Source organism: Rhizobium sp. BR 249, assembly GCF_047445895.1.
Classification (GTDB): Bacteria; Pseudomonadota; Alphaproteobacteria; order Rhizobiales; family Rhizobiaceae; genus Rhizobium.
Genome location: NZ_JARWKX010000014.1, coordinates 1 through 24,370, shown reverse-complemented (window position 1 = coordinate 24,370; position 24,370 = coordinate 1). Strand labels below are relative to the sequence as shown.

The 24,370-nt window shown below is 62.9% G+C and carries 23 protein-coding genes; 12 read left to right on the top strand and 11 right to left on the bottom strand.

Annotated elements, in window-relative coordinates; genetic code table 11:
* The first annotated feature begins 39 nt into the window (after positions 1-39).
* Genes QD408_RS14690 through QD408_RS14655 form a run of 8 tightly spaced genes read left to right on the top strand, consistent with a single transcriptional unit; the run spans position 40 to position 10,347 of the window.
* Entirely contained in the window at positions 40-1,566 is a 1,527-nt protein-coding gene (locus QD408_RS14690) for a sugar ABC transporter ATP-binding protein (protein WP_414139814.1), read from the top strand.
* 22 nt (positions 1,567-1,588) lie between these two features.
* On the top strand, positions 1,589-2,575 hold the full coding sequence (locus QD408_RS14685) for an ABC transporter permease (RefSeq protein ID WP_414139813.1): 987 nt from the start codon (positions 1,589-1,591) through the stop codon (positions 2,573-2,575).
* 1 nt (position 2,576) lies between these two features.
* Positions 2,577-3,584, top strand: a complete 1,008-nt coding sequence (locus tag QD408_RS14680; RefSeq protein WP_088682371.1) for a sugar-binding transcriptional regulator — start codon at positions 2,577-2,579, stop codon at positions 3,582-3,584.
* A complete protein-coding gene (locus tag QD408_RS14675; protein ID WP_414139812.1) occupies positions 3,581-4,573 on the top strand; it encodes an aldo/keto reductase in 993 nt (330 codons plus the stop codon). Before QD408_RS14680 ends, QD408_RS14675 begins: the two co-directional genes overlap by 4 nt.
* A gap of 12 nt (positions 4,574-4,585) precedes the next feature.
* Positions 4,586-6,334, top strand: a complete 1,749-nt coding sequence (locus QD408_RS14670) for a glycerol-3-phosphate dehydrogenase/oxidase (RefSeq protein ID WP_414139811.1) — start codon at positions 4,586-4,588, stop codon at positions 6,332-6,334.
* Positions 6,307-7,149 carry a class I fructose-bisphosphate aldolase gene (locus tag QD408_RS14665; RefSeq protein ID WP_414139810.1) on the top strand — a complete coding sequence of 281 codons (843 nt, stop codon included), beginning with the start codon at positions 6,307-6,309 and terminating at the stop codon, positions 7,147-7,149. The genes QD408_RS14670 and QD408_RS14665 overlap by 28 nt, the downstream gene beginning before the upstream one ends.
* A gap of 46 nt (positions 7,150-7,195) precedes the next feature.
* Positions 7,196-8,725, top strand: coding sequence for an FGGY-family carbohydrate kinase (locus tag QD408_RS14660; protein WP_414139809.1), 1,530 nt, complete (start codon positions 7,196-7,198; stop codon positions 8,723-8,725).
* A gap of 2 nt (positions 8,726-8,727) precedes the next feature.
* Positions 8,728-10,347, top strand: a complete 1,620-nt coding sequence (locus QD408_RS14655) for a GMC family oxidoreductase (protein WP_414139808.1) — start codon at positions 8,728-8,730, stop codon at positions 10,345-10,347.
* Between the two features lie 67 nt (positions 10,348-10,414).
* Here QD408_RS14655 and QD408_RS14650 read toward each other — a convergent pair whose 3' ends face one another.
* The 3 genes from QD408_RS14650 to araD all read right to left on the bottom strand — a co-directional run bounded on the left by QD408_RS14650 (position 10,415) and on the right by araD (position 13,457).
* The gene (locus QD408_RS14650; protein WP_088682375.1) at positions 10,415-10,906 is read right to left on the bottom strand and encodes a YidB family protein; all 492 of its coding nucleotides are present in this window, start codon (positions 10,904-10,906) and stop codon (positions 10,415-10,417) included.
* A 77-nt stretch (positions 10,907-10,983) separates the two neighbouring features.
* A complete protein-coding gene (locus tag QD408_RS14645) occupies positions 10,984-11,709 on the bottom strand; it encodes a ribonuclease activity regulator RraA (RefSeq protein ID WP_414139807.1) in 726 nt (241 codons plus the stop codon).
* 11 nt (positions 11,710-11,720) lie between these two features.
* On the bottom strand, positions 11,721-13,457 hold the full coding sequence (gene araD / locus QD408_RS14640) for an L-arabinonate dehydratase (protein ID WP_414139806.1): 1,737 nt from the start codon (positions 13,455-13,457) through the stop codon (positions 11,721-11,723).
* Between the two features lie 151 nt (positions 13,458-13,608).
* On the opposite strand from araD, the gene QD408_RS14635 reads away from it, so the two are divergent.
* From QD408_RS14635 to QD408_RS14625, 3 genes are all read left to right on the top strand, one after another.
* Entirely contained in the window at positions 13,609-14,301 is a 693-nt protein-coding gene (locus QD408_RS14635) for a GntR family transcriptional regulator (protein WP_088682378.1), read from the top strand.
* Between the two features lie 106 nt (positions 14,302-14,407).
* Entirely contained in the window at positions 14,408-15,133 is a 726-nt protein-coding gene (gene aqpZ / locus QD408_RS14630; RefSeq protein ID WP_414139805.1) for an aquaporin Z, read from the top strand.
* Positions 15,134-15,267: 134 nt separating this feature from the next.
* Positions 15,268-15,411: a hypothetical protein gene (locus tag QD408_RS14625; RefSeq protein ID WP_414139804.1), complete on the top strand. Its 144-nt coding sequence runs from the start codon at positions 15,268-15,270 to the stop codon at positions 15,409-15,411.
* 162 nt (positions 15,412-15,573) lie between these two features.
* Here the strand turns inward: QD408_RS14625 and QD408_RS14620 are convergent, their stop codons facing one another.
* From QD408_RS14620 to QD408_RS14585, 8 genes are all read right to left on the bottom strand, one after another.
* Complete coding sequence (locus QD408_RS14620; protein ID WP_414139803.1) at positions 15,574-17,463, bottom strand: bifunctional sugar phosphate isomerase/epimerase/4-hydroxyphenylpyruvate dioxygenase family protein; 1,890 nt, start codon at positions 17,461-17,463, stop codon at positions 15,574-15,576.
* 125 nt (positions 17,464-17,588) lie between these two features.
* Positions 17,589-18,458, bottom strand: coding sequence for an SMP-30/gluconolactonase/LRE family protein (locus QD408_RS14615; RefSeq protein WP_414139802.1), 870 nt, complete (start codon positions 18,456-18,458; stop codon positions 17,589-17,591).
* The gene (locus QD408_RS14610; protein WP_088682382.1) at positions 18,448-19,176 is read right to left on the bottom strand and encodes an ABC transporter ATP-binding protein; all 729 of its coding nucleotides are present in this window, start codon (positions 19,174-19,176) and stop codon (positions 18,448-18,450) included. The genes QD408_RS14615 and QD408_RS14610 overlap by 11 nt, the downstream gene beginning before the upstream one ends.
* A gap of 2 nt (positions 19,177-19,178) precedes the next feature.
* On the bottom strand, positions 19,179-19,925 hold the full coding sequence (locus QD408_RS14605) for an ABC transporter ATP-binding protein (RefSeq protein ID WP_088682383.1): 747 nt from the start codon (positions 19,923-19,925) through the stop codon (positions 19,179-19,181).
* Positions 19,922-20,908 (bottom strand): branched-chain amino acid ABC transporter permease, encoded by a 987-nt coding sequence (locus tag QD408_RS14600; protein ID WP_414139801.1) that lies wholly within the window; start codon positions 20,906-20,908, stop codon positions 19,922-19,924. The genes QD408_RS14605 and QD408_RS14600 overlap by 4 nt, the downstream gene beginning before the upstream one ends.
* Positions 20,908-21,786, bottom strand: a complete 879-nt coding sequence (locus tag QD408_RS14595) for a branched-chain amino acid ABC transporter permease (protein ID WP_088682384.1) — start codon at positions 21,784-21,786, stop codon at positions 20,908-20,910. Before QD408_RS14595 ends, QD408_RS14600 begins: the two co-directional genes overlap by 1 nt.
* Positions 21,787-21,846: 60 nt before the next feature.
* Positions 21,847-22,983, bottom strand: coding sequence for an ABC transporter substrate-binding protein (locus QD408_RS14590; RefSeq protein WP_414139800.1), 1,137 nt, complete (start codon positions 22,981-22,983; stop codon positions 21,847-21,849).
* Between the two features lie 85 nt (positions 22,984-23,068).
* A complete protein-coding gene (locus tag QD408_RS14585; RefSeq protein ID WP_414139799.1) occupies positions 23,069-23,896 on the bottom strand; it encodes a shikimate dehydrogenase family protein in 828 nt (275 codons plus the stop codon).
* A 305-nt stretch (positions 23,897-24,201) separates the two neighbouring features.
* On the opposite strand from QD408_RS14585, the gene QD408_RS14580 reads away from it, so the two are divergent.
* Positions 24,202-24,370 (top strand): transposase (locus tag QD408_RS14580; RefSeq protein ID WP_414139895.1); only part of this gene is annotated, 169 nt, incomplete at its 3' end.

The following is a 24,370-nucleotide window of genomic DNA, read 5'->3' as shown; positions in this document are numbered from 1 at the left end:
TTTCGGCGCGGATGGTTCGGACGGAGAGGGAGAGAGATGATGGCGGAGCCGGTGCTTACCATTCGTGGCGTGACCAAGCATTTCGGAGCGGTGAAGGCGTTGACGGATGTCGACTTCACGCTCGAGCGCGGGGAGGTCCATGCGCTTTGCGGCGAGAACGGCGCCGGTAAATCGACGCTGATGAACATCATCGCCGGCGTGCTGCAGCCGAACGAGGGTGAAATCCGCATCGACGGCAAGGCCGCGCGCATTTCCTCTCCCGCGGCCGCCCAGTCCCTCGGCATCGGCCTCGTGCACCAGGAAATCGCGCTCTGCCCGGATGCGACGGTCGCCGAAAACATGTTCATGGCGGCGACCAACCGCCGCCGGGCGCCCGTCATGAATTACCGTGCTCTGGAACGCGATGCGCAGGCGGTGATGAACCGGCTTGCGGCAATCGATGTCCGCCGGAAGGTCGCCGACCTGCCGATATCAAGCCAGCAGCTCGTCGAGATCGCCAAGGCGCTGACGCTCGACTGCCGGGTGCTGATCCTCGACGAGCCGACCGCCGCCCTGACCGAAACCGAGGCGCAGCAGCTCTTCTCCATCATCCGCGATCTCAAGGCGAACGGCATTTCGATCATCTATATCAGCCATCGCATGGCCGAAATCTTCAGCCTCTGCGACCGCGTCACCGTGTTCCGCGACGGCCGCTATGTCTGCACCGACCGCATCGCCGACGTGACCCCTGATGACGTGGTGCGCCGCATGGTGGGCCGCGAGATCACGCAGCTCTATCCCGACAAGCTCGGCGCAGACGAAATGTCCGGCGAGACCATTCTCGAGGTCGACGGCATTGGGGACGGCGCGCGTTTTCATGATGTCAGCTTCAACCTGCGCAAGGGCGAGATCCTCGGCATCGGCGGCCTCATCGGCTCCGGCCGCACGGAAATCGCCGAGGGCATTTGCGGGCTGCGGCCGCGCACGGCGGGCGCGGTGCGCCTGCATGGGCAGGCGCGGCCGATCCGCGTCTATTCCGATGCCGTGAGGGCCGGCATCGTCTATCTTTCCGAAGACCGCAAGGGGTCGGGCGTCTTTCTCGAAATGTCCATCGCGCAGAACATTTCCGTGCTGGACCTGAAGGCGCTCACCAACCGGGCCGGCCTCCTGAACGGCCGGGCGGAAGCCGCGCTGGCCGAGGATTTCGCCCGGCGGCTCGCCGTGCGCATGGGCGGCATCGAGGCGCCGGTGAAATCGCTTTCCGGCGGCAACCAGCAGAAGGTGGCGATCGCCAAGCAGCTTGCCGTGAAGCCGAAGGTCATTTTGATGGACGAACCCACGCGCGGCATCGATGTGGGGGCGAAGACGGAAATTCACCGCCTGCTGCGCGAGCTGGCGCGTTCCGGCATCGGCATCGTCGTCATCTCGTCGGAAATGCCGGAACTGCTCGGCCTTTGCGACCGCCTGCTGGTCGTCCGGGAGGGACGCATCGCAGGGGAATTGGGTCCGGAGGAAATGTCGGAGGAGGCCGTGATCCGTCTTGCCTCGGGCATGGGCACGGCAAGGGCGGCGGACCATGCCGCGTGAAGAGAAATCGGGAGAGAGGGAAATGGCAATCGACACGATGATGGCAATGCCCAAGGCATCGTCCTTCAAACGCATCGGCACGATGCGCGAAGCGGGGCTGATTGCAATCATCCTCGCGCTCGGCATAATCATGAGCTTCGCCTCGCCGCACTTCCTGACGCTCGGCAATTTCCGCGCCATGCTGATGAGCTTTTCCGTGGAAGGCATCGTCGTCGTCGGCATGACGATCCTGCTCATCGTCGGCGGCATCGACCTTGCGGTCGGCTCCGTCGTCTGCTTCGCAATGGTGCTCTCGGGCTCGCTCTTTCTCGCCGGGCTCGATCCGTGGACGGCTTCGCTTGCCGGCGTTCTTGCCAGCAGCGCCATCGGCGCCATCATGGGCTTCTTCGTGACCGTCGTCGGCCTCAACCACTTCATCACGTCGCTGGCGGCCATGGTGATCGTGCGCGGCCTGTGCCTGATCGTCACCAAGGGCACGCCGCTCTCGCTGTTCACGCTGCCGGCGGGCTTCAAGGCGGTGGGGCAGGGCACGTTCTACGGCATTCCCTATGTCATCCTGATCTTCGTCGCCGTCGTCATCCTGTTCGATTTCCTGCTGCGCCGGGCGACCGCCTTCCGCAAGGTTTTCTACACGGGCAGCAACGAAAAGGCGGCGCTCTATTCCGGCATCAAGACGAACCAGGTGAAGTTCTGGGTGACGGTGCTGTGCTCCACGCTCGCCGGTGTCGCCGGCGTCATCTACATGTCCCGCTTCGGCGCCGCGACCCCCACTTTCGGCGTCGGCATGGAGCTGAACATCATTGCGGCCGCGGTGATCGGCGGAGCTTCGCTGAACGGCGGCTCGGGAACCATCCTCGGGGCCATCCTCGGCATGGCGCTTCTTTCCCTCGTCACCTCGTCGCTGATCCTGCTAAACGTTTCCGTCTATTGGCAGGACATGATCAAAGGATGCATCCTGCTTGCCGCCGTATCCATCGACCATTTCCTGCACAAGCGGAAGGCCGCCTGACATGCCGATCGCCAAACTGAAATCCAGGACGACAGCTCCGCGCGAGGAAATCGTCATTGCCCGCCAGATGCACCAGGCGCTCGTCCTGCACTTTCTGGAAGGCCTGACACAGGCGCAGATCGCCGATCAGCTCGGCATCTCGCACGCCACCGTCAATCGCCTCATCAAGCGGGGCCGCCAGCTCGGCCTTGTCGAGATCAAGATCAAGTCGCCGGTCGAACCTCTGGTCGACATGGAGGAACGGCTTCTCGCGCTCGGCGGCATCAGCCGCGCGGTCGTCGTCCCGACCGTCTCCGACAATCCGCAGACCGCGCTGCAGGCGGTCGGCGAGGCGGCGGCTCGCCTGCTGCTCGAAGAAATCGCCGACGGCGACACGATCTGCATCACCGGCGGCAAGGGCGTCAGCGCCGTCGTCGCCGGCCTCCAGCCGCCGCGCCGCTTCGATGTCGAGGTCATCCCGGCAACCGGATGCGTGCAGGGCAAACACTATACCGACGTCAACCACGTTTCGACCCTGATGGCCGACCGGCTCGGCGGGCGCTCCTACCAGATCCACGCGCCGCTCTTTGCCGATGATGCCGAGCAGCGGGCGATGCTGATCAACATGCGCTCCGTCGCCGACGTCTTCCGGCGGGCACGCGAGGCCAAGGTGGCTGTGGTCGGCATCGGCTCGATCCTGACCGACGATTCGAGCTATTACGACCTGCATCCATCCTCCAGCACCGATCGCGCGGCGATCGAGCGTTCGGGCGCCAACTGCGAACTGCTCGCTCACCTGCTCGACGATCACGGCCGTGTCTGCGACTATAGCCTCAACCGGTCGCTGGTTTCGCTGACGCTGCCGGAATTCGCCTCGATCCCCACGAAGATCGGCGTCGCAAGCGGGCCGAACAAGGCTCGTCCCATACTCAGCATCCTGCGCGGCAATCACCTCGACACGCTCGTCACCGACGAGGCGACGGGCGCGCGCATTCTTGAACTGGCATCCGAGGAAGGATTTTCCGCATGAGCGGCGAACAGTTGACCCGCGAAATCGGACGCTCCGGCGTCAAGGCATCGGCCGTCGGCCTGGGCACCTGGGCGATCGGCGGCTGGATGTGGGGCGGCACGGACGAGGCGGAATCGATCGCCGCGATCCAGGCCTCGCTCGATGACGGCGTGACGCTCATCGACACGGCGCCGGCCTACGGCCTCGGGCGATCGGAAGAGATCGTCGGCAAGGCGCTCGCCGGACGCCGCGACAAGGCGGTGATCGCCACCAAATGCGGGCTGGTGTGGCACACTGGGAAGGGCAACCATTTCTTCGATCAGGACGGCAGGCCGGTGCACCGGCATCTCGGACGGGATTCGATCGTTCACGAGGTTGAGGAAAGCCTGCGCCGGCTCGGCACGGACCATATCGATCTCTACATTACCCATTGGCAGGACGAGACGACGCCGATCGAGGAAACCGTGGCGGCGCTGGAAGAGCTGAAACAGGCTGGAAAGATCCGCGCGATCGGCGCCAGCAACGTCAGCCGGGAGGAACTTGGAGAGTATATCGCGACCGGCTCGCTCGATGCGATCCAGGAGCGGTTCAGCATGATCGATCGCCAGATCGAGGCGGACCTGCTGCCGCTCACGATTGCGAACGGCGTGTCGACGCTCAGCTATTCCTCGCTGGCGCTCGGCCTGCTTTCCGGCACGATCAGTCCGGAGCGCGTGTTTTTCGGCGACGACCAGCGCAAGGACAATCCCCGCTTCTCCGTCGCCAACCGCCGGAAGGCCAAGGATTTTTCCGAGGCGATCCGGCCTGTGGCGGAGCGCCACGAAGCCAGCATCGCCCAGACGGTGATCGCCTGGACGCTGGCGCAGCCGGGTGTGACCTTCGCGCTTTGCGGCGCGAGAAACCCGGCGCAGGCGCTGGACAATGCACGGGCCGGAACGCTTCGTCTTTCGACAGCCGATCTCGCGGCCATCGACACCGCCATATCAGCGCAACTGGCCACCATGGAATAACGGGCTGTCATCATGAACCGTGTGGAAACAATGGACGGGCTTCGCCAAAGCCCGGCGGTGGACGTGTGCGTCCTCGGTGGCGGCATCAACGGGCTCAGCGTCTTTCGCGAGTTGGCGCTGCAGGGCGTCAACGTGCTGCTCGTCGAACAGGGCGACTATTGTTCCGGCGCCAGTGCCGCCCTCTCGCGCATGGTCCATGGCGGGCTGCGCTATCTGGAGAACGGTGAATTCAGCCTCGTGCAGGAATCGCTCGTCGAGCGCGATCGGCTGCTGCGCAACGCCCCCCATTATGTTCAGCCGCTGCCGACGACGGTTCCGATCTTCGACGTCTTCTCCGGCCTCGCCAACGGCATCGTGCGCTTCCTTGGCCTCACCCGCCGCCCGAGCCGCCGCGGCGCCGTCGCCATCAAGACGGGGCTGGCCATCTACGATTTCCTGACGCGCAAGCGCGCGCTGATGCCTCGCCACCAGTTCCGCGGACGCAGGGCGACGCTGGCAAAATGGCCGGGGCTCAATCCGGCGATCCGCAGCTCCGCTACCTACTACGACGCCTGGGTGAGCCATCCCGAGCGGATCGGCATCGAACTGCTGCGCGACGGCCTGTCTGCCGGGCCGAATGCCAGAGCCCTGAATTATGCGACGCTGGAACAGTCCGGCGGTGGCGACCTCCTACTCAGCGACGGTGTTTCTGGAGAAACGGTTCTCATTCGGCCGAGAATGGTCATCAACGCCACCGGGGGCTGGATCGACATAGCCAACGGCTCGCTCTTTCCCGATGGCGCGCGGCCTGCCCCGCTGATGGGCGGCACCAAGGGGTCGCATCTCATTATCGACAATCCCGCGCTTCGCGACATGCTTGACGGGCATATGATCTACTATGAGAACGAGGACGGGCGCATCTGTATCCTCTTTCCCTATCTCGGCAAGGTGCTGGTCGGCTCGACGGATATCCGCGTCGATGATCCCGGCACCGTGCGCTGCGAGGCCGACGAGCGGGACTATATCCTGCAATCGCTCGCCTTCGTGCTGCCGGGCGTCCGCATCCGGCCCGAAGAGATCGTTTTCCAATTCGCCGGCGTGCGCCCGCTGCCAGCCAGCAAGGACAGTTTTACCGGCCGCATTCCGCGTGACCACTTCTGCACCGTGATCGAAGGCCATGACGGCGGCCCGCCGGTACTCTGCATGATCGGCGGCAAGTGGACCACGTTCCGCTCCTTCGGCGAACTGGCGGCGGACATGGCGCTGGAACGGCTCGGCCGGCCCCGGCGCGTCGATACGGCGGAGAGGGCCTTGGGCGGCGGGCGCGCCTTTCCCAGGGGTCGCGATGATTGGATTCGTGACCTCGCGGCATCGACGGGCATCTCCCCCGATCGCGCCGTATGCCTTTTCGAACGCTACGGAACCGATGGCGCTGACGTCGCCGGCTTCATCGCGGCGGCAGCCGATCACCCCTTGCCGCATTCCGGCTACAGCCTCCGCGAGTTGCAGTATTTGATCGGCGCTGAAGCCGTCGAGCATCTCGACGACCTGCTGCTGCGCCGCACGACGCTTGCGATTTCCGGCGAGCTCTCGCTCGACATGGCCGATGCCGTGCTCGCACTGCTCGCCGCCGACAGAGGCTGGCCGGCGCAACGCGCCGCCGAAGAGCGCATCCGTTTTCTCACCATCATGCGCGAGCGCCATGGCGTCGCGGAAGCAACCCTTTCCGCAAGGAACGAACGAAGGAGCGAATTATGCGAGACAACCGCAAGGTCCGGATGAACCGGCTGTTCGGCAACGGCCGTTGCCTTGACGTGGCGATTGATCACGGCGTCTGCAACGAGCCGTCTTTCCTCGACGGGCTGGAGAACATGCCGGCCGTCGTCAAGGCGCTGGTCGATGCGCGGCCGGATGCGATCCAGATGAATTACGGCCAGACCGATCTGCTGCAGGATCTGCCCGGCAAGGACAAGCCGGCCCTCGTCATGCGCATCGACATGGGCAATCCCTATAACCGCATCCGCCACCGCGACATGTGGGCGGTGCTGCAGAACGAAGCGGAGCCTTTGATCGGCGCATTGCAGATGGATGCCGCCTGCGTGGTGGTCAACCTCTTCATGCTGCCGGATGAGCCCGACCTTTTCCGCCAGTGCGTGCAGAACATTGCGCGTGTCCGGGCGGACTGCGAAAAATACGGCATGCCGCTGATGATCGAACCGCTCGTCATGCAGCCGGTTACCGAGCGCGGCGGCTACATGGTGGATGGCGATGCCGACAAGATCGTCACCCTGACGCGGCTTGCCCGTGAAATGGGCGCCGATATCGTCAAGGCGGATCCCACGACGAATGCGGAGGATTTCCACCGTGTCGTCGAGGCAGCGCGCTGCCCGGTGCTGGTGCGCGGCGGCGGCAAGGAGGATCTCGGCGCCGTGTTCGCAAAATCCGCCGCCTTGATGCGGCAGGGCGCTATGGGCATGGTCTATGGTCGCAATATCTACCAGCATGCCAATCCGAGCGCCGTCGTGCGCGGGCTGATGGCGATCATCCACGAGAACGCCAGCGGCGAAGAGGCCATTGCGGTCTATCGGCAGGGTTGAGGCGCTGGAGCAATTTAACAGGCACAGAACCTTGGGAGGGGTTCGAATGGGAGAATATCTCTTGGGGCTCGACGCCGGCAACACCGTCATCAAGGCGGTGATCTTCGACCGCACCGGCCGGGAAGTGGCCCATGCGGGGGAGGAGGGGCATAGCCGCATGCCGTGCCCCGGCCATGTCGAGCGCGATCTCGGCGAGCTTTGGTCCAACGCCAAGCGCGTCATCCGCACCTGCCTCGACCGGGCCGGGATCGCCGCGACCGAGATCGCCGCGATCGGCTGCGCCGGCCACGGCAATGGTCTTTACGCGCTCGATCGTGAAGGTGAACCGCTGCTTGGCATCCAGTCGCTCGATACACGCGCGACCGGGCTCGTCGAGGAATGGGCGGCCGAGAGTGTCGGCGATCGCACCTATCCGATCGCCCGCCAAAGGCCCTGGCCCTCGCAGACGCCGACGCTGCTCGCCTGGCTGAAACGCTACCGGCCGGACCTCTTCCAGCGCATCGGCACGGTGTTCTATTCCAAGGATTTCGTCGTCAACCGCCTGACCGGCGAACGCGTCAGCGAGATGTCTGACATGTCCGGCGCAGGGCTGCTCGATCTCGCCGCCCGCCGCTATGACAGGACGCTGATGGAAGCTTATGGCCTTGGCGATTGCATGGACCTGTTGCCGCGGCTGATCGAAAGCGCCGACATTGCCGGCAAGGTGACGGAAGAGGTCGCGGCGGAGACCGGCCTTGCCGCCGGCACGCCGGTGATCGGCGGGCTGTTCGACGTCGTCGCTTCGGCGCTCGGCTCGGGCGTCTCGCGCACCGGCAGCGCCTCGATCATCGCCGGCACCTGGAGCATCAACCAGGTCATCATCGACGGGCCGGATCTCGGCGGCCCGGTCTTCATGTCCTCGACCTTCGACCGCACGCGCTACATGGCGATGGAAAACAGCGCCACTTCCGCGGCCAATCTCGAATGGCTGGTGCGGGAGTTCTTTGAAGGCGAGCACGCGGAGGGCGTGTCGCCCTTCGATGCCTGCTGCGCGCTCGCGGCGGAAATTCAGCCGGCTGCCGACGACCCGCTCTATCACCCCTATCTCTACGGCGCCCAGCAGGACGGCCATGCGCGGGCCGGTTTCTATGGCATTGCCGGCTGGCACAGCAAGGGCCACCTGGTCCGCGCCCTTCTGGAAGGCGTCGCCTTCGGCCACCGCCACCATGTCGAGACGCTGCGCAAGGCGGGAGCGAGTTTCGACGAAGCGGTGCTCTCCGGCGGCGGATCGCGCAGCCGCCTCTGGCCGCAGATTTTTGCCGATGTGCTCGGCCTGCCCGTTTCGGTCGCCGTCTCGCGGGAGACGGGCGCGCTCGGCGTGGCGATTGCGGCCGGAACCGGCGTCGGCCTGTTTGCCGATTTTACGGAAGGCGCGAATGCCATGGTGCGTATCGACCGGCATTACAAGCCGGATACCGCGCTTGCCGCGCATTACGGCCGGCGCTACCCGCTCTACCAGGACATCACCGAAGCCATGACGCCGCTCTGGCGGCGGCTTTCGGCAACCTTACCCACGGCGAAGGGAACTGTGGCGTGATGATGAGTGATAACGAAACGCCGACAGACGAGGGCATTTACGACTTCATCATCGTCGGCGCCGGCTCTGCCGGCTGTGTGCTGGCAAACCGGCTGTCGGCCGATCCGAAGAACCGGGTGCTGCTGCTCGAAGCCGGAGGCACGGACCGGTATCACTGGGTCCATGTGCCGATCGGTTATCTCTACTGCATGGGCAATCCGCGCACCGACTGGATGATGAAGACGGCCGCGCAAGCCGGGCTCAATGGCCGCGCACTGAACTATCCGCGCGGAAAGCTCCTCGGCGGTTGTTCGTCGATCAACGGCATGATCTACATGCGCGGGCAGGCGGCCGATTATGACGGCTGGCGGCAGGCCGGAAACGCAGGCTGGGGCTGGGACGACGTACTGCCCTACTTCCTGAAATCGGAAGACAATTACCGCGGCAAATCCGCCATGCATGGCGGCGGCGGCGAATGGCGCGTCGAGCGCCAGCGCCTTTCCTGGCCGATCCTCGACGCCTTCCGCGATGCGGCGGAAGAACTCGGCATTCCGAAGACCGACGATTTCAACGATGGCGACAATGAAGGCTCCGGCTATTTCGAGGTCAACCAGAAAAGCGGCCTGCGCTGGAACACGACGAAGGCCTTCCTCCGGCCGGCCATGAATCGTGGGAATCTTCGTGTCCTGACGGGTGCCGAGACCGACCGGCTGGAGTTCGACGGCAAGGCCGTTTCCGGGGTGCGGTTCCGCCTCGGCGGGCGGCTCTGCATCGCCCGCGCCTCTCGCGAGGTCGTGCTGTCGGCAGGCGCCATCAACTCGCCAAAGATCCTGGAACTGTCCGGCATCGGCCGGCCGGAGGTCCTTTCCGCGCTTGATCTTCCCGTTCGTCACGCGCTTCAGGGCGTTGGCGAAAACCTCCAGGATCACCTGCAGATCCGCACCGTCTTCAAGATCGAAGGCGCGCGCACGCTGAACCAGCTCTACCACAATCTCTTCAGCCGTGCCGGCATGGGGCTGCAATATGCCGTCAGCCGGTCGGGCCCGCTCTCCATGGCGCCGAGCCAGCTCGGTATCTTTGCCAAAAGCGATCCGGCCGTCGCCACGGCGGACCTCGAATATCACGTCCAGCCGCTGAGCACGGATAGGCTCGGCGAGCCGTTGCACCGCTATCCCGCCGTCACGGTGTCCGTCTGCAATCTCCGGCCGGAGAGCCGCGGCACGGTGCATGTCACGACCCGCGACGTGAGCCAGCCGCCGGAAATCCACCCGAACTACCTTGCGACGGCCGGCGACCGGCTGCTTGCGGCAAAATCCATCCGCCACGCCCGCAGCCTGATGCGGACGAGGTCTATCGCCCGGTTCAACCCGCAGGAAATGCTGCCGGGCCGGGAATATGAGAGCGACGACGATCTGATCCGCCGCGCCGGCGACATCGCCACGACCATCTTCCACCCTGTCGGCACCTGCAAGATGGGAAGCGATCCGATGGCGGTGGTGGATACGCAACTGCGCGTGCACGGGATGGAGAGGCTCCGGGTCGTCGACGCCTCGATCATGCCGACGATCGTCTCCGGCAACACCAACTCGCCGGTGATCATGATCGCGGAGAAGGCCGCGGAAGCGGTCCTGAAAGGCAATTAACCCAGGCTTGATGGCGATGCTGCGGCATCGCCACGCCATCCCTATCAAGTCGCGACAGCAGCCTCGATCAGATGCTGTCGGGCACCCTGCCGTCTGGTGTCAGGTCGTCGACGGCGCGCGGCAGGTCGCGAGACAGGCGCGCGACGATCTCTTCCCGGCTGAGGCCGGTCTTCTCAGCCAGTTCCGATAGGACTTCGTCGCCCAAGGCGTTTTCGAGATCAGGACGTTCGATCGGCTGGTTCGGGCCGGGTTTCACCCAGGAATCCGCCACGTCGCCGCGGCCGCTTCTCGTCAGCTGGTCGACAAGGCCGCCGAGGCCGCCGCTGAGAATGCCGCCGGCCGATCCGCCGCGAATGAGATCGGCAAGACCACCGCCTCCGCCTCTCGTCAGGTTGCCGAGGATATCGCCGAGGCCGCCCTGCGTGCTTCCGGGTATCGCCTGTCCCGGTGGGCGCTGGCCTCCCTGGGTCAGGCCCTTCAGGATTTCACTGATCTTGTCACGATTTTGGTAGCCGGCGACGGCGAGAATGCCGAGCAGGGCGGTCAGGTTGCGGTTCATGGGGTCTCCTCCAGTTTTGACCAAAAGAAACCTGCGGGAAAGATTATGGTTCCACCGTTCCGGCCCGTCAGGCAGGCTCAGCGGCCGTTTTCCCGACGCCACGCCTGGAATCTCTGCTGGTGCTCGTCCTTCGTGCAGGGATAGAGCCCGATGATCGTTTGTCCGGCCTTGACCTGTTCGAGAACGAAGTCCTCGTAGCTTTCCATGTTCGTGCATTCGTCGGCGATCTCATCGGCCAGATGGGCCGGGATGACCATGACGCCGTCGCGGTCGCCGACCAGCACGTCGCCTGGAAAGACCGCGACGTCGCCGCAGGAGATCGGCACGTTGATGTCGAGCGCTTCGTGCAGCGTGAGATTGGTTGGCGCGGACGGCTTGGCGTAATAGGCGGGCATGTCAAGCGCCCCGATCCCTTCGGCATCCCGGAAGCCGCCGTCCGAGACGACGCCGGCCGCGCCGCGAAGCGCCAGCCGGGTGATCAGGATCGAGCCGGCGGTGGCGGCCCGTGCATCCTTGCGCGCATCCATCACCAGCACCTGTCCCTGAGGGCATGTCTCTATCGCAACTCTTTGCGGATGGTTCGGATTCTGGAAGACGGTGATCGGGTTGCGGTCTTCGCGGGCGGGAATATAGCGCAATGTGAATGCCTGTCCCACCATCGTCTCGGCCTTGGGGGCCACCGGTACGACGCCCTGGATGAACTGGTTCCGAAGGCCGCGCTTGAAGAGGGCGGTCGCGATCGATGCGGTGGAGATCGTCTTGAATTTCGCCCGGGTCGCGTCGCTCAGCACGTAGTCGGTCATTCTCATTCTCCTCAATAAATATCCGGTTCGCCGACGGTTCTGCCGAAGCTCGTTTCAAGAAAATCGAAGTCGCAGCCCTGGTCGGCCTGCGTCACATGGCGGGAGAACATCCAGCCGTACCCACGTTGAAAATGCGGCTCCGGCGCCTTCCATGCATCACGGCGGCGGACGAGTTCTGCCTCGTCCACCAGCATATCGAGCCGGCGGTTCGGCAGGTCGAGGCGGACGATATCACCCGTTCTGAGCAGCGCCAGGGGGCCGCCGACATAGCTCTCCGGCGCCACGTGCAGGATGCAGGCGCCGTAGGACGTGCCGGACATGCGGGCGTCCGAGATGCGCAGCATGTCGCGGTGGCCCTGCTTGATCAGCGCCTTCGGGATCGGAAGCATGCCCCATTCGGGAAAGCCCGGTCCGCCGAGCGGCCCGGCGTTGCGCAGCACGAGGACATGATCGGGCGTGACGTCGAGATTTTCGTCGTCGATCGCCTTCTTCATGTCGGGGTAGCTGTCGAAGACCAGCGCGGGTCCCTGATGCACATGATATCTAGGGTCGCAGGCAGCGGGTTTCATCACCGCGCCGCTGGGGCAGAGATTGCCGCGCAGCACGGCGAGCGATCCCTCGTGATAGACCGGGTTGGAAAGCGGCCGGATGACATCGTCATTATAGACCACGGCGCCGGCCAGGTTCTCGCCCATGGTCTTCCCCGTGACGGTCATCACCGTCAGGTCAAGCCTGTCCTCGAGCTGCTTCATCAGCGCCCGCAGGCCGCCGGCATAGAAGAAGTCCTCCATCAGATAGTCTTTCCCGGAGGGGCGGACATTGGCGATGAGCGGCGTCACCCGTCCCAGCAGATCGAGATCGTCGAGCGTCAGGTTGATGCCGGCGCGCCGGGCCATCGCGATCAGATGCACGACGGCATTGGTGGAACAGCCCGTGGCCATGGCGACGATCGCAGCGTTGCGGCAGGCCGCTTCCGTGACGATCCGGTCCGGTGTCAGATCCTCCCAGACCATGTCCACGATCCGCCGGCCGCAGGCGGCCGACATCCGCTGATGATTGGCGTCGACGGCAGGAATGGACGATGCCCCCGGCAGCGTCAGCCCGATCGCATCCGCGATCGCCGTCATCGTGCTGGCGGTCCCCATCGTCATGCATGTGCCGGCGGAGCGGGCGATGCCGCCCTGAACGCCCAGCCATTCCGCGTCGGTGATGTTGCCGGCCCGGCGCTCGTCCCAATATTTCCACGCATCGGAGCCGGAGCCGAGGATCTTGCCGGCGTAATTGCCGCGCAGCATCGGCCCGGCGGGCAGGTAGATCATCGGCACGCCGGCCGACAGCGCACCCATGACGAGGCCCGGCGTGCTCTTGTCGCAGCCTCCCATCAGCACCACGCCGTCGAGCGGATGCGAGCGGATCATCTCCTCCGTCTCCATCGCCAGCATATTGCGGTAGAGCATCGAGGTCGGCTTGGTGAAACTTTCGTCGACCGACAGCGACGGCAACTCGACGGGGAAGCCGCCGGCCTGGGAGACGCCCCGCTTCACGTCCTGCGCGCGTTCCCTGAAGTGGGCGTGGCAGGTGTTGAGTTCGGACCAGGTGTTCAGGATGCCGATGATCGGTTTGCCGCGAAAATCCTCCTCCGCGTAACCGAGCTGCATCATGCGCGAGCGATGGCCGAAGCTGCGCAGGTCGTCAGGCGCGAACCATCGCGCACTCCGCAGCGTTTCCGGCGTTTTCCTTGATGTCATGACAGACCCTTTTCGAGAGGGAAGGGGCGACCCATCGCCATTCCTTCGTCTCCATTGGCAGACAGGAAGCTATTGAAGCACTAATGCATCAGTGCATCAACATGGAAAACATGATCTAATCATTGCCACGAAGCAGGGACAGGCCAACGAGATGAGTGGAATGGTTCGGGACAGCCGATTGGATCGGTCGCGGCAGGTGGCGCTGCAGATCCACGAGATTTTGCAGGCCAGGATCATGAAGGTGGACCTGGCGCCGGGAACGGTCCTGTCCCGCGCCTCGCTCCAGCTCGAATTCGGCGTGAGCCAGACCCCCGTGCGGGACGCCTTGATGCGTCTCCAGGAAGAGGGGCTCGTGGAAGTCTATCCTCAATATGCGACCGTGGTCGCCAAGATCGACATCGATCATGCGCGCCAGGCGCAGTTCCTGCGGCTGTCGATCGAACTGGAGGCGGTGCGGCGGCTGACCGAGGAAGCGCCGGCGCAGACGGCGGCGGAACTGCGTGAGATCCTGGCGCGGCAGAAGGCGGTTTCCTCCCCTGAGACCTACGACGTCTTCGACGACATCGATCGCGACTTTCACCGGAAACTTTACGAGAAAGCCGGAATATTGCAGCTTTGGGCCAATGTCAGGCGCCAGAGCGTGCATATCGACCGGCTGCGGCGGCTGAACCTGCCCATGCCGGGCAAGATGCAGACCGTGCTTGCCGATCATGAGGCAATCGTCGCGGGCATCGCCTCGGGAAACCCTGGCGCCGCGACGGCGGCGTTGCGGAAACACCTGTCCGGCACGCTGTCGATCGTCGACGTGATCAAGGCCGAGTATCCGGATTACATTCGCGGCTGACGCGTGTCGGCGCAGAAATGAGCATGCCTCACTCAATCTCCCGGCGCTAGATTTCCTCAGTGCCCGCCAGGGTGGCGACGCATGATCTCCATCGACAGAGGTTTCCATGGCAATGAGGAAATATACTGCGGAAGCAATCGGTACGTTCTGGCTGATATTTGGAGGCTGCGGCAGCGCCGTTATCGCAGCCGGCCTGCCGAATGTCGGAATCGGATATCTCGGAGTGGCGTTGGCATTCGGTTTGACTGTCGTGACCATGGCCTACGCCATTGGCCATATCTCGGGCTGCCATTTGAACCCGGCGGTCACGATCGGCCTTGCAGCAGGCGGACGGTTCCCGGCGAGCCAGATCGTCCCCTATATCGTCGCTCAGGTGGTCGGCGGCGTCATCGGCGGCGGCGTTCTATATCTGATCGCCAGCGGCAAAGCTGGTTTCGATCTCTCCGCGGGCTTTGCTTCGAACGGCTACGGAGAACATTCGCCCGGCCAATACAGCTTGTTTGCATGTTTTGTCGCAGAACTTGTGCTGACGGCGGTGTTCCTTTTCATCATCATGGGGGCAACGCACGGCGAGGCTCCCGCCGGCTTTGCGCCGCTTGCCATCGGTCTCGGACTGGCGCTCATTCACCTGATCAGCATCGATGTCACGAATACATCGGTCAACCCGGCGCGCAGCACCGGCGTGGCGGTCTTTGCCGGCGGCTGGGCCGTTCAGCAGCTATGGTTGTTCTGGTTGGCGCCGATCGCCGGCGGCGTGATCGGCGGCGCGCTTTACCGCTGGCTCAGCCATGAACCGCATGGCGTCGTCATCGGAACCGCCCCGGCGGAATAAGCCGGCAAAGAACAGCCTTCTGATCAGGCGACCGCCATACGCTCGCCGATATCCTCGGCGAGCCAGGCAAGAAACCCATCCAGGAACCCGAGCACTATCCGAAGCCGGCGGACTGGATCTGGCAATATCCTGTCGTGACCGGACGCGGCGGCTACGTCTTCATGCACAACGGCGACAACATGACCCGCTACCCCTATCGCGGTCCGAAGAAGGAAGCGTTGCTCGCCAATATCGCCGTCGCGTTGAGGAGGCTCTCGATGGGAGAGTTGTTGTTTTAACCGAGATAGAGGAAGGCCGGGGCATCGATCTACACTCGCGACGGTCGATGAGGTTCAAGATGCTCGAAGAGCACAATGCAAGTGGAAAGCGAGAGATACTGAAATGGCTCGAGTGCGCACGTTACACTGTTGAAGCAAGCCCGTTACCCAACCCGCGTCGAGCTAGCGTTTCGGCACGCCCTCCGGTCGCAGGTGCTTCTTCAAAGCTGAGATACGGAAGATCGCGTTGGCGGCGCCGTAGCCCCTGTAGCTTCGACGCTGGACGATCTCGAAGAAGAAGCCCTCGCGGAATGTGGAACTGTAGAGCTGGAAATATTCGCCCTGATCGTCCCGGTCGTAGAGGATGTTTTCCGCTCTCAGCCGGTCGCTGAGTTCCGATTCCAGGCCAAAGCGGGCTTCGATGTCATCGTAGTAGTTCGGCGAAATGACGAGGGGCCTGAAGCCGTTGCGGCGCAGGCTCGCTGCAGTGGCGAAGATATCGTCGGTATGAAAGGCAAGGTGCTGCACACCCGAGCCGAATGTCTCGGCCATGAAATGCCCTGCAAGGGTGCGGCGGTTTTCGGCGCCGTTCAGGGTGATCCGCAGCGAGCCGGACGCGTTTTCCACCACCTGGCTACGGACGATGCCGGCGGGGTCGATGATGTCGACCATCGGCGTCTTCTGCGTCTCGAAGATCGAGGTGTAAAACAGCATCCACGTCAGCATCTCATCATAGGGAACCGTCTGGGCAACGTGATCGATATGAAGAAGATGGGCGGGGACGATATCGGTCTCGTCCTCGACGGGAACGAAATCGACTTCCGAAAACCGGGCGAGATCGCTCTTGTCGCCTATGAAATAGATGAGCCCGCCGCCGACACCCCGAATTGCTTGAATTTCCATCTCGCCCACCCCGACCGGTTGGCTGAAAGGCTCCGCGTCGAGGGCAATCGCCCTGTCGAAAGCGTCCCTGGCGTCATCGACCTTCAATGCAATGGCATAGGCCGATGTTCCGCGCACGGCGAACGAGGCGCCGGCAAAGCCGCGATCATCGGTATTGACGATGAGGCAAATATCCCCCTGGCGGTACAGGGCGACGCTCTTAGTCCGGTGAACGGCCGTCTTGCGAAAACCCAGGGTTCTCAATATGCCGATGAGTTCGGCCGCCTCGTCCTCGTCCGCCGAAAACTCCACGAAAGCGATGCCCTTGACGGCCGCACGGTCGGGCATGGCCTTGACCGATAGCTGCTCGGAGCCGGCTTCACGCCGAACCCGGTCGCCGAGATAGAGCAGCGAGCGATGCCCATCGGCGGCGATCGCACGAGGCAGCCCGCCGCGAAACTGGTCGTTGAAGATCTCCAGTGAGAAGTAGCCGTTATATCCTGTCTCGGCGATCGCCGCTGCGAAAGCCGTTACCGGAAGGTCGCCTTCGCCCGGCATGTTGCGGTAATGCCGGCTCCAATGGAGAAGATCCATGTCGATGAGCGGTGCGTCCGCCAACTGGACGATGAAGATCTTGTCTTTCGGAATCGAGCGGATCGAATTGATGTCGATCTTGCGTGAAAGACTGTGGAAGCTGTCGAGGATCAGGCCGACATTTGTGTGATCGACCCTGCGCACGATTTCCCAGGCGTCGCGATGGTCATTGATGTGCCGCCCCCAGGCGAGCGCTTCATAACCGACCCTCAGGCCTCGCCTTGCGGCGCGCTCGCCGAGCTCGTGAAAATCCGCCGCCGCCCGATCGATACCGCCGAGCGAGGCGGACGAGACGTTCGAGCAAACCAGAATGAGGTCGGCGCCAAGTTCCTGCATGACATCGAACTTTCGTTCGGCGCGGTCGAAGGTGCGGCTGCGCAAGGGCTCGGGCATGCCCTCGAAATCGCGGAACGGCTGAAACAAGGTGATTTCAAGCCCGCGGTCGCGCACCATCCTGCCGACATCCGCCGGCTTGCCGTCAAAGGCCAGAAAGTCGCTTTCAAAGATTTCCACGCCATCGAAGCCGGCTTTGGCGATCGCATTCAGCTTCTCGGGAAGCTCTCCGCTGATCGATACCGTCGCAATCGAAGTTTTCATCGGTCGGCTCCTGCAGGGTTTCTAAAGCGTGTCGCGATCTTTCAGATTCGCTGTTGGCGCTTTAGGTCTTTGTTTTTACGCATGTCGTTCTCGCAAAGCCGCTGCTCACTTTTGCGCGACATGCTCTAGAGTGCGGTCAGAAATTCCGGTCTTCCCCGAAGGCCGGCATCGAGCACCAGCACGCGGCCGGCGAGCGGTTCAGCTTCCTTCTGCGCGGCCGAAAGAGGTTCGCTTGCCGACGTCACGTAGAGCCGGTCGAGATTTTCGCCCCCGAAGCAGCAGCAGGTCGGATGGCTGACGGGCAAGTCGACCGTTCGATCAATCCTGCCGTCCGGACTGTAGCGCACCAGCCGCCCACCCGCATATTCGGCATTCCAGAGAAAGCCCTCCGCATCGATGCAGCTTCCGTCAGGGCGCGCCGGGGCGGTCGTCGTCGTAAAAATCCAGCGGTCTCCGACATGGCCTGTCTCCGCATCATATTCGCATGCCCAGATCGTGTAGGCGCGCGTATCGGCGAAGTAGAGCCGCTGTCGTTCCGGATCGAAAGCCAGCGCATTGGGAATGGCGAGGCCATCGGCAAATGTGGTTATGCTGAGATCCGGCGAGATTCTGTAGATCGCGCCAACCGGCGCATAGTCGGTTTCTCGCAATGTGCCGATCCAGAAATTGCCCGCGGAATCCGTCCGTCCGTCGTTTTTCCGATGCCCGGGCTGCCCCGGTTCCGGGTCGATGAGGAAGTGTTGCTCTTCCGTTTCCGGATCGTAGCCATACAGTCCGTCGTCGCAGGCAAGCAGCAATCCGCCGGCTTTGCGCAATGCGAGTGAACCTATCCGCCGCGCCGTCACCGCATGAGCGACAATCGTTCCGCTTTTCGGATCGAAGCTCCACAATGCCGGAGCAAGCACGTCCACCCACCACAATCGCTGACTGCGCCCACACCAGACGGGGCATTCTCCCAGTCTCGCGGGGGCGCAGCCGAGCGCTTCAATGCGCATGTTCTTCCTCGATGTGCCCGCCCAGAAAGAGCTGGCCGACCCGCGGGTCGGCGAGGAGAGCGGAGGCCTTGTCGTGCATGCGGGTCTGACCGAGCTCGAGCACGAGGCCGTAATCGGACATGGCGAGGGCCGACTTTGCGTTCTGTTCCACCATCAATATGGTGACGCCCTGGTCGCGCAGTTTGATCAGGGTCTGGAAGACCTCCTGCACGAGATTGGGCGATAGGCCGATCGAAGGCTCGTCGATCAGGATCAGCTTCGGATCGAGCAGCAGGGCACGGGCCACCTCCAGCTGCTTCTGCTGCCCGCCGGACAGCTCGATTGCCTTGCGATCGCTGAATTTGCGCAGCATCGGAAACTGGTCCATCACCATGTCGATGCGCTTGCGCACCTTCGCCTGGTCGCTCGCGGTGATGCCGCCGAGCTCCAGATTATGGTAGACGGAAAGCTGGGGAACGACGTTGCGGCCCTGGGGGACGTAGGTGACGCCGTGCCCGATCATCTGCCGCGGCGTTTGTCTGGTCACGTCCTTGCCGTCGAGCAGGATCTGGCCGGAATTGATGGTCAAGAGACCGAAAATGGCCTTGAATACCGTCGACTTGCCGGCGCCGTTCGGGCCGATGACCGTGGTGATCGACGCTTTCGGAATCGAAAAGGATACGCCGTTCAGAATGGTGATCTTGCCGTAACCGCCATGGATGTTTTTCAGTTCAAGCATTCTCAGCCTCCGAGATAGGCATCGATGACGGTCTGGTTCGACCGGATTTCGTCCGGCGTGCCTTCGGCGATGATGCGGCCTTCCGCAAGGACGATGATGCGGGAGCACAGGCTCATCACGAACTCCATATTGTGTTCGATGACGACGAAGGTCGTGCCGTGCTCGGCATTGTAGGCGATGAGCCGATCCTTGAGGTTGGCGAGCATCGTCAGGTTGACGCCGCCCGCCGGCTCGTCGAGCAAGACGAGGCTGGGGCCGGCCATGAACGCCATTGCCGCATCCACCAGCTTCTGTTGGCCGTAGGAAAGGGAGCCTGCCAGCGTGTCGCGCAGATGCCCGAGGCGAAAGAACGCGATCAGGCGCTCCGCCTCTGCCGTCAAACCGGCATCGCCGGGGCCGAAGAGACGTGAGAGCATCGTACCGTGATGCTCCTGACCGGCGAGGATGATGTTGTCGAGCACTGACATCTTCGGAAAGACCGAAAGCTGCTGAAAGGTCCGCCCGACGCCGAGCTTGTTGAGATCGGAGGCGCGCATGCCGGAGACGTTTTTACCGTTGACCGTCACGTCGCCCGTCTCCGGGGTCAACTGGCCGAGGATGCAGTTGAAGAGCGTCGACTTGCCCGACCCGTTGGGGCCGATCAGGCCGAGGATCTCACCTTTGCCGACCTCGAAGGAAACACCGTCGACGGCGCGGATGCCGCCGAAACTCTTGCCGATGTTGCGGATGGAGAGGATGGGCGCGTTCATTTCAGGCTGGCTCCTTGCGCCATGTCTGTGCGGACCTGCTGTTTCGGCCAGAATTTGTCACGGATTCTGGCGCCGACGCCGATCAGTCCCGACGGCACGAAGATCAGCATGACGATGACCAGCGCGGAATAGATGATGAGATAATATCCTTCGGTGAAGCGCAGGACCTCAGGCAGCAGAATGACGACACCTGCTCCCACCCATGGCCCGAAGAAGTATCCCGCACCGCCGACGATCACCATCAGCAGAATGCGAAGGGAATGGGCGAGCGCGAAGGACCCGGGCTCGATGAATTGGACGAGAGGCGTGATCAGCGTGCCGGCCAGCCCGCCATATGCGGAACCGATGGCAAAGGCGAGAAGGGTGATGCGCCGCGTATCGACGCCCAGGCTCTCGGCGCGGATCGGGTTTTCACGCAAGGCCTTGAATGCGCGTCCCCACGGCGAGCGCACGATCCCCCACATGACGAGTGCCGCGAGCACCGTGACGGTGAGCGTGAAATAGTAGAAAGGCAGCTGTTTCATCGTCGAGAACAGACCAAAATCCGGGCGAGGCATGCCGACGAGCCCGATGCTGCCGCCGGTCAGCCAATCCTCGTTTCTGAGCACGAGGAAGACGAGCGTATTGAAGGCGAGCGTCACGAAGGCGAGAAAATGGCCTTTGACGCGCAATGCGGGATAGCCGAGGAGCAGACCCACGACGAAACATGCCAGCAGCGCCAGCGGCGTGGCCACGACCCAATGCCAGCCGGCAAGCGTCAGCAGCGCCGTTATGTAAGCCCCGATCGCCATGAACGAAGCCTGCGCCAGCGAAATCTGGCCGGCATAGCCGAGCGTCAGGTTCAGTCCCATCGCGGCGATCGTAAAAATGAGCCATGAGGTCAGAACGTAGATGATGTAGTTCTTCTGGCCGATGGGAGCGACGATCGCCAGCGCAAGAAGCGCCAGGATGATCGCGACACGCATTTTGGAGCTTCTCATCATCAGACGGCCCTTCCTTCGGATGTTCCCATGATGCCCTGCGGCCTGACGAGGATGATGACGATCAGGAGGAGGAGGGGCAGGGCGGCACGATATTCCGCCGTGACATAGGCTGCGGTCAGGTTGTCGAGAACGCCGATCAGCAGGCCGCCGACCAGCGCGCCCCTTATCTGGTTGAAGCCGCCGACGATTGCCGCGATGAAGGCGATCAGGCCGAGCGTCTCGCCGTTCGAAAACTTGGCGAGATAGACAGGCGTGATGAGATAGGATGCCAGTGCTGCGAGCGCCGCGTTGATCAGGAAAGTATAGAGGACCATGCGCTTGACGTTGACGCCGAGGATTTCCGCGACTGCGGGATTCTGTGCGGTCGCCTGCATGGAGCGCCCGGTACGCGTGCGATTCAGGAACAGGGTCAGGAGGACGACGATGCCGAGACAAAGCACGAGGTTGAAAATATCCTGCATCGACAGAACGGCGCCGAATACGTTGATCGGATCGCTCGGGAACATGGCGGGAAACGGCTGGGCTTCGGCCGAGTAGAATTCCTTGACGCTCTCCTTCAAGAGAATTCCGAGCGCCATTGTCGCAATGATCAGGGTGATCCCCCCGTGCGGAAGTATGGGCTCGACCATCAGCTTCTTGAAAAGGACGCCGAGAATGATGACCGACAAGATGAGCCCGGCGAGCAGGGCAGCCCAAAACGGCATGCCGAGAATGCTCATGCAGGCAAGTACGAAGAATGCCGGCAGCATGACGAATTCGCCCTGGGCGAAATTCACCGTCTGCGCCGCCTGCCATACCAGCGTGAAACCGATCGCGACGAGCGCATAAATGGAGCCGGTTGCCAGACCGGACAGTAAGACCTGTAGGAATTGAGACATCGTGCCATTCTCTCGAAGGGCCGCGGCGGTCGAAGCGGCCGCGGCTAGGTCGGGGATCGATCAGTTGGCCGGAACGGTTCCGATCACAACCGGCGAGCCATTCTTCACCTGGACCATGAAGCTCGGACGCGACATTTCGCCATGCTCGTCCCAGCAGGTGTCGAGAAGGATCTTCGGATAGTCCGCGGCCTTCAGGCACAGCCCATGCATTTTCTCGGAGAAGGCTTCGCCGTCGAATTCGCCGACCATCTCGGTGACGTATTTCGTCGTCCAGGCGCCGATATAGCCCTTGATGGCGTCATGTGTCGGCTTGCGCTTGTATGTCTCTTCGAATTTCTTGTCGAAAGCGCCGATGCCGGGAACATCCGTTGCCGCTGCCGTCAGGCCGACATGGGCGATGGCGCCATCGGCGGCGGGGCCGGCGAGCTCGACGACCTTGGCTTCGGTAAGCGTGACCTCTCCCAGGAGCGGCATGGGCAGGGTCTGTTTCCTGGCCTCGATCAGGAAGCGGGCCGATTCTTCCTGGTTCATGTAAACGAAGACCGCGTCGGGATTGGCTTCCTTGAGTTTGGCGACGTCGGCTGCATAGTCGGCTTGCCCCTGTTCGGAGGAAACATCGGCGATGACCTCGATCCCGGCCTTCTTCATTTCTGCGGCGAAAACATCGTGGCCGCCTTTGCCGAATTCGTTGTTCACCCAGGCGATGCCGACTTTTTTGGCCTTGAGCGTATCGGTAAAATAGCTCACCAGCGCGGGGATGCCTTTCTGCGAGCCCGACGAGGTGCGGAAGACAAAGGGATTGCCCTTCTGCACGATGCTCGGAGATTCCGATCCGACGAATTGCGGGATGCTGTTCTGCTGGGCGACGAGCATGTTGACCATCGTCGAGCCCGAATAGATCGTGCCGAGGATCGCATAGGCCTCTTCGTCGATCGCCTTCTGAACGAGGGCGCGCGAAACCTGCGGATCCGTCTGAGTGTCGTATTCGCCGAGCTCGATCTTCTTGCCGAGAATCCCGCCCTCGGCATTGATTTCCTCTACCGCGATCTTGACGCCGTCACGCCAGTTCGTTCCCGAGGGCGCGCCGGCGCCGGATAGTTCGGCCACCATGCCAAGCTTCACGGTGTCCTCGGCATGCGCCACGCCGAGACCGGCCAGCAGCGCTGTCGAAATTGCAATGAGTTCCTTTCGGTACATGTAGTCCTCCCAGTTAAAAATAGACTGGCTTTTTACGGCGCCGTCTCCATGCGCCACCAGGCTTCACGTCAGCAGGAGACGAAAGCTAGCCACTTTTCAAGTGCAGTTCCCGTTGCGTCGGTCGCGACAGCAAAAAGTCCACAAGCGTAACGGCTTGCGCGTCGAACATTCCGGCGCCTGTCATCGTCCGGCATCCACGCCGGCGGGCTTCTTCGATCAGCGGCGGCATTTCCGGCTTCGTGATGACGCAGGCCACGAATTGCCAAGACTCGAGCTTTGCGACATCGATCGGCAGGGGATCATGCGGCCGCATGCCGAGGGGCGTGGCATTGGCGACGAGATCATAGCCCGTGGGATCGGCGCTGCCACGACGCACGCGCCCGGGGAATTGCTGCTCGAGCTTTGCTACGACAGTGTCGCGCCGCGCAACGTCGATATCGTGTATGGCAAGCACCGCGGCACTACGCCTCATGATCTCGAGCGCGATTGCCGAACCGGCGCCGCCACAGCCGACCAGCAGGCATTTGCGATCGGCAACGGAAAACCCCTCGGCTTCGATCCCGTCGAGATAACCAAGCCCGTCCGTATTGTCGCCGTGCCAGCCCTCCTCGGTCCGGCGTACGACGTTTGCCGCCTCTACGAAGACGGCACGGTCGGTCGCCGTCGTGCAAAGCGTGAATGCGGCTTGCTTGTGCGGAACGGTGACGAGGATGCCTCCCGTATTATGCACCGAATGAAGCGCACGAAAAAGATGGGAGAGATCGCAGGCGCTGACATGCATCGGGACAACGACGGCGTCCTGCTGACGATCCGCAAACAAGCCGGTAATGGCGGCCGGCGAGCGAACCTGAGCGATGGGGTCGCCAACGACCGGAAAGAGCCTCGTATTTCCCGAAGGGATGATACCCGTCATGTGTCGTCCGTTCCACCGGGAGAGGGGAGGGACGGGCCTTCCCGTCGCATCCGTCTCCCGAAGCAATCAATCCTGCGCTCCAACAGCGCATTTTCGATTGAAGCCTAGCGAACCCTGGGCGGCATATCGAGTATCATTTTTGCAGGCTTCCGTAACATCATGTTAATGCCTGGCTGCGTGTCCATGCGGGGTGCGGGGGCGACAGATCCGCATGCCTGCTAGGACCGATCGACATTCAGGATTCCCAAATCAGTTGATGACTGATTCATAGCGCACCGTGTTGAGCACGGAGACCTTTGATGGGTGTGAAGCGATACGAGTTGAACGAGGCGCAGTGGTCGAAGATTGTCCTTTTGCTGCCGGGCAAGGCCAGCGATCCAGGTCGGACAGGTGCGGATAATCGTCTATTCGTGAATGGTTGTCTGTGGGTTCTACGCTCAGGCGCACATTGGCGGGACCTGCCTGAGCGCTACG

Excerpts from the sequence above, each read along its gene's own strand:
- QD408_RS14690 (WP_414139814.1), top strand. The coding sequence starts at position 40 with ATGGCGGAGCCGGTGCTTACCATTCGTGGCGTGACCAAGCATTTCGGA.
- QD408_RS14685 (WP_414139813.1), top strand. The coding sequence starts at position 1,589 with ATGGCAATCGACACGATGATGGCAATGCCCAAGGCATCGTCCTTCAAA.
- QD408_RS14680 (WP_088682371.1), top strand. The coding sequence starts at position 2,577 with ATGCCGATCGCCAAACTGAAATCCAGGACGACAGCTCCGCGCGAGGAA.
- QD408_RS14675 (WP_414139812.1), top strand. The coding sequence starts at position 3,581 with ATGAGCGGCGAACAGTTGACCCGCGAAATCGGACGCTCCGGCGTCAAG.
- QD408_RS14670 (WP_414139811.1), top strand. The coding sequence starts at position 4,586 with ATGAACCGTGTGGAAACAATGGACGGGCTTCGCCAAAGCCCGGCGGTG.
- QD408_RS14665 (WP_414139810.1), top strand. The coding sequence starts at position 6,307 with ATGCGAGACAACCGCAAGGTCCGGATGAACCGGCTGTTCGGCAACGGC.
- QD408_RS14660 (WP_414139809.1), top strand. The coding sequence starts at position 7,196 with ATGGGAGAATATCTCTTGGGGCTCGACGCCGGCAACACCGTCATCAAG.
- QD408_RS14655 (WP_414139808.1), top strand. The coding sequence starts at position 8,728 with ATGAGTGATAACGAAACGCCGACAGACGAGGGCATTTACGACTTCATC.
- QD408_RS14650 (WP_088682375.1), bottom strand. The coding sequence starts at position 10,906 with ATGAACCGCAACCTGACCGCCCTGCTCGGCATTCTCGCCGTCGCCGGC.
- QD408_RS14645 (WP_414139807.1), bottom strand. The coding sequence starts at position 11,709 with ATGACCGACTACGTGCTGAGCGACGCGACCCGGGCGAAATTCAAGACG.
- araD (WP_414139806.1), bottom strand. The coding sequence starts at position 13,457 with ATGACATCAAGGAAAACGCCGGAAACGCTGCGGAGTGCGCGATGGTTC.
- QD408_RS14635 (WP_088682378.1), top strand. The coding sequence starts at position 13,609 with ATGAGTGGAATGGTTCGGGACAGCCGATTGGATCGGTCGCGGCAGGTG.
- aqpZ (WP_414139805.1), top strand. The coding sequence starts at position 14,408 with ATGGCAATGAGGAAATATACTGCGGAAGCAATCGGTACGTTCTGGCTG.
- QD408_RS14620 (WP_414139803.1), bottom strand. The coding sequence starts at position 17,463 with ATGAAAACTTCGATTGCGACGGTATCGATCAGCGGAGAGCTTCCCGAG.
- QD408_RS14615 (WP_414139802.1), bottom strand. The coding sequence starts at position 18,458 with ATGCGCATTGAAGCGCTCGGCTGCGCCCCCGCGAGACTGGGAGAATGC.
- QD408_RS14610 (WP_088682382.1), bottom strand. The coding sequence starts at position 19,176 with ATGCTTGAACTGAAAAACATCCATGGCGGTTACGGCAAGATCACCATT.
- QD408_RS14605 (WP_088682383.1), bottom strand. The coding sequence starts at position 19,925 with ATGAACGCGCCCATCCTCTCCATCCGCAACATCGGCAAGAGTTTCGGC.
- QD408_RS14600 (WP_414139801.1), bottom strand. The coding sequence starts at position 20,908 with ATGATGAGAAGCTCCAAAATGCGTGTCGCGATCATCCTGGCGCTTCTT.
- QD408_RS14595 (WP_088682384.1), bottom strand. The coding sequence starts at position 21,786 with ATGTCTCAATTCCTACAGGTCTTACTGTCCGGTCTGGCAACCGGCTCC.
- QD408_RS14590 (WP_414139800.1), bottom strand. The coding sequence starts at position 22,983 with ATGTACCGAAAGGAACTCATTGCAATTTCGACAGCGCTGCTGGCCGGT.
- QD408_RS14585 (WP_414139799.1), bottom strand. The coding sequence starts at position 23,896 with ATGACGGGTATCATCCCTTCGGGAAATACGAGGCTCTTTCCGGTCGTT.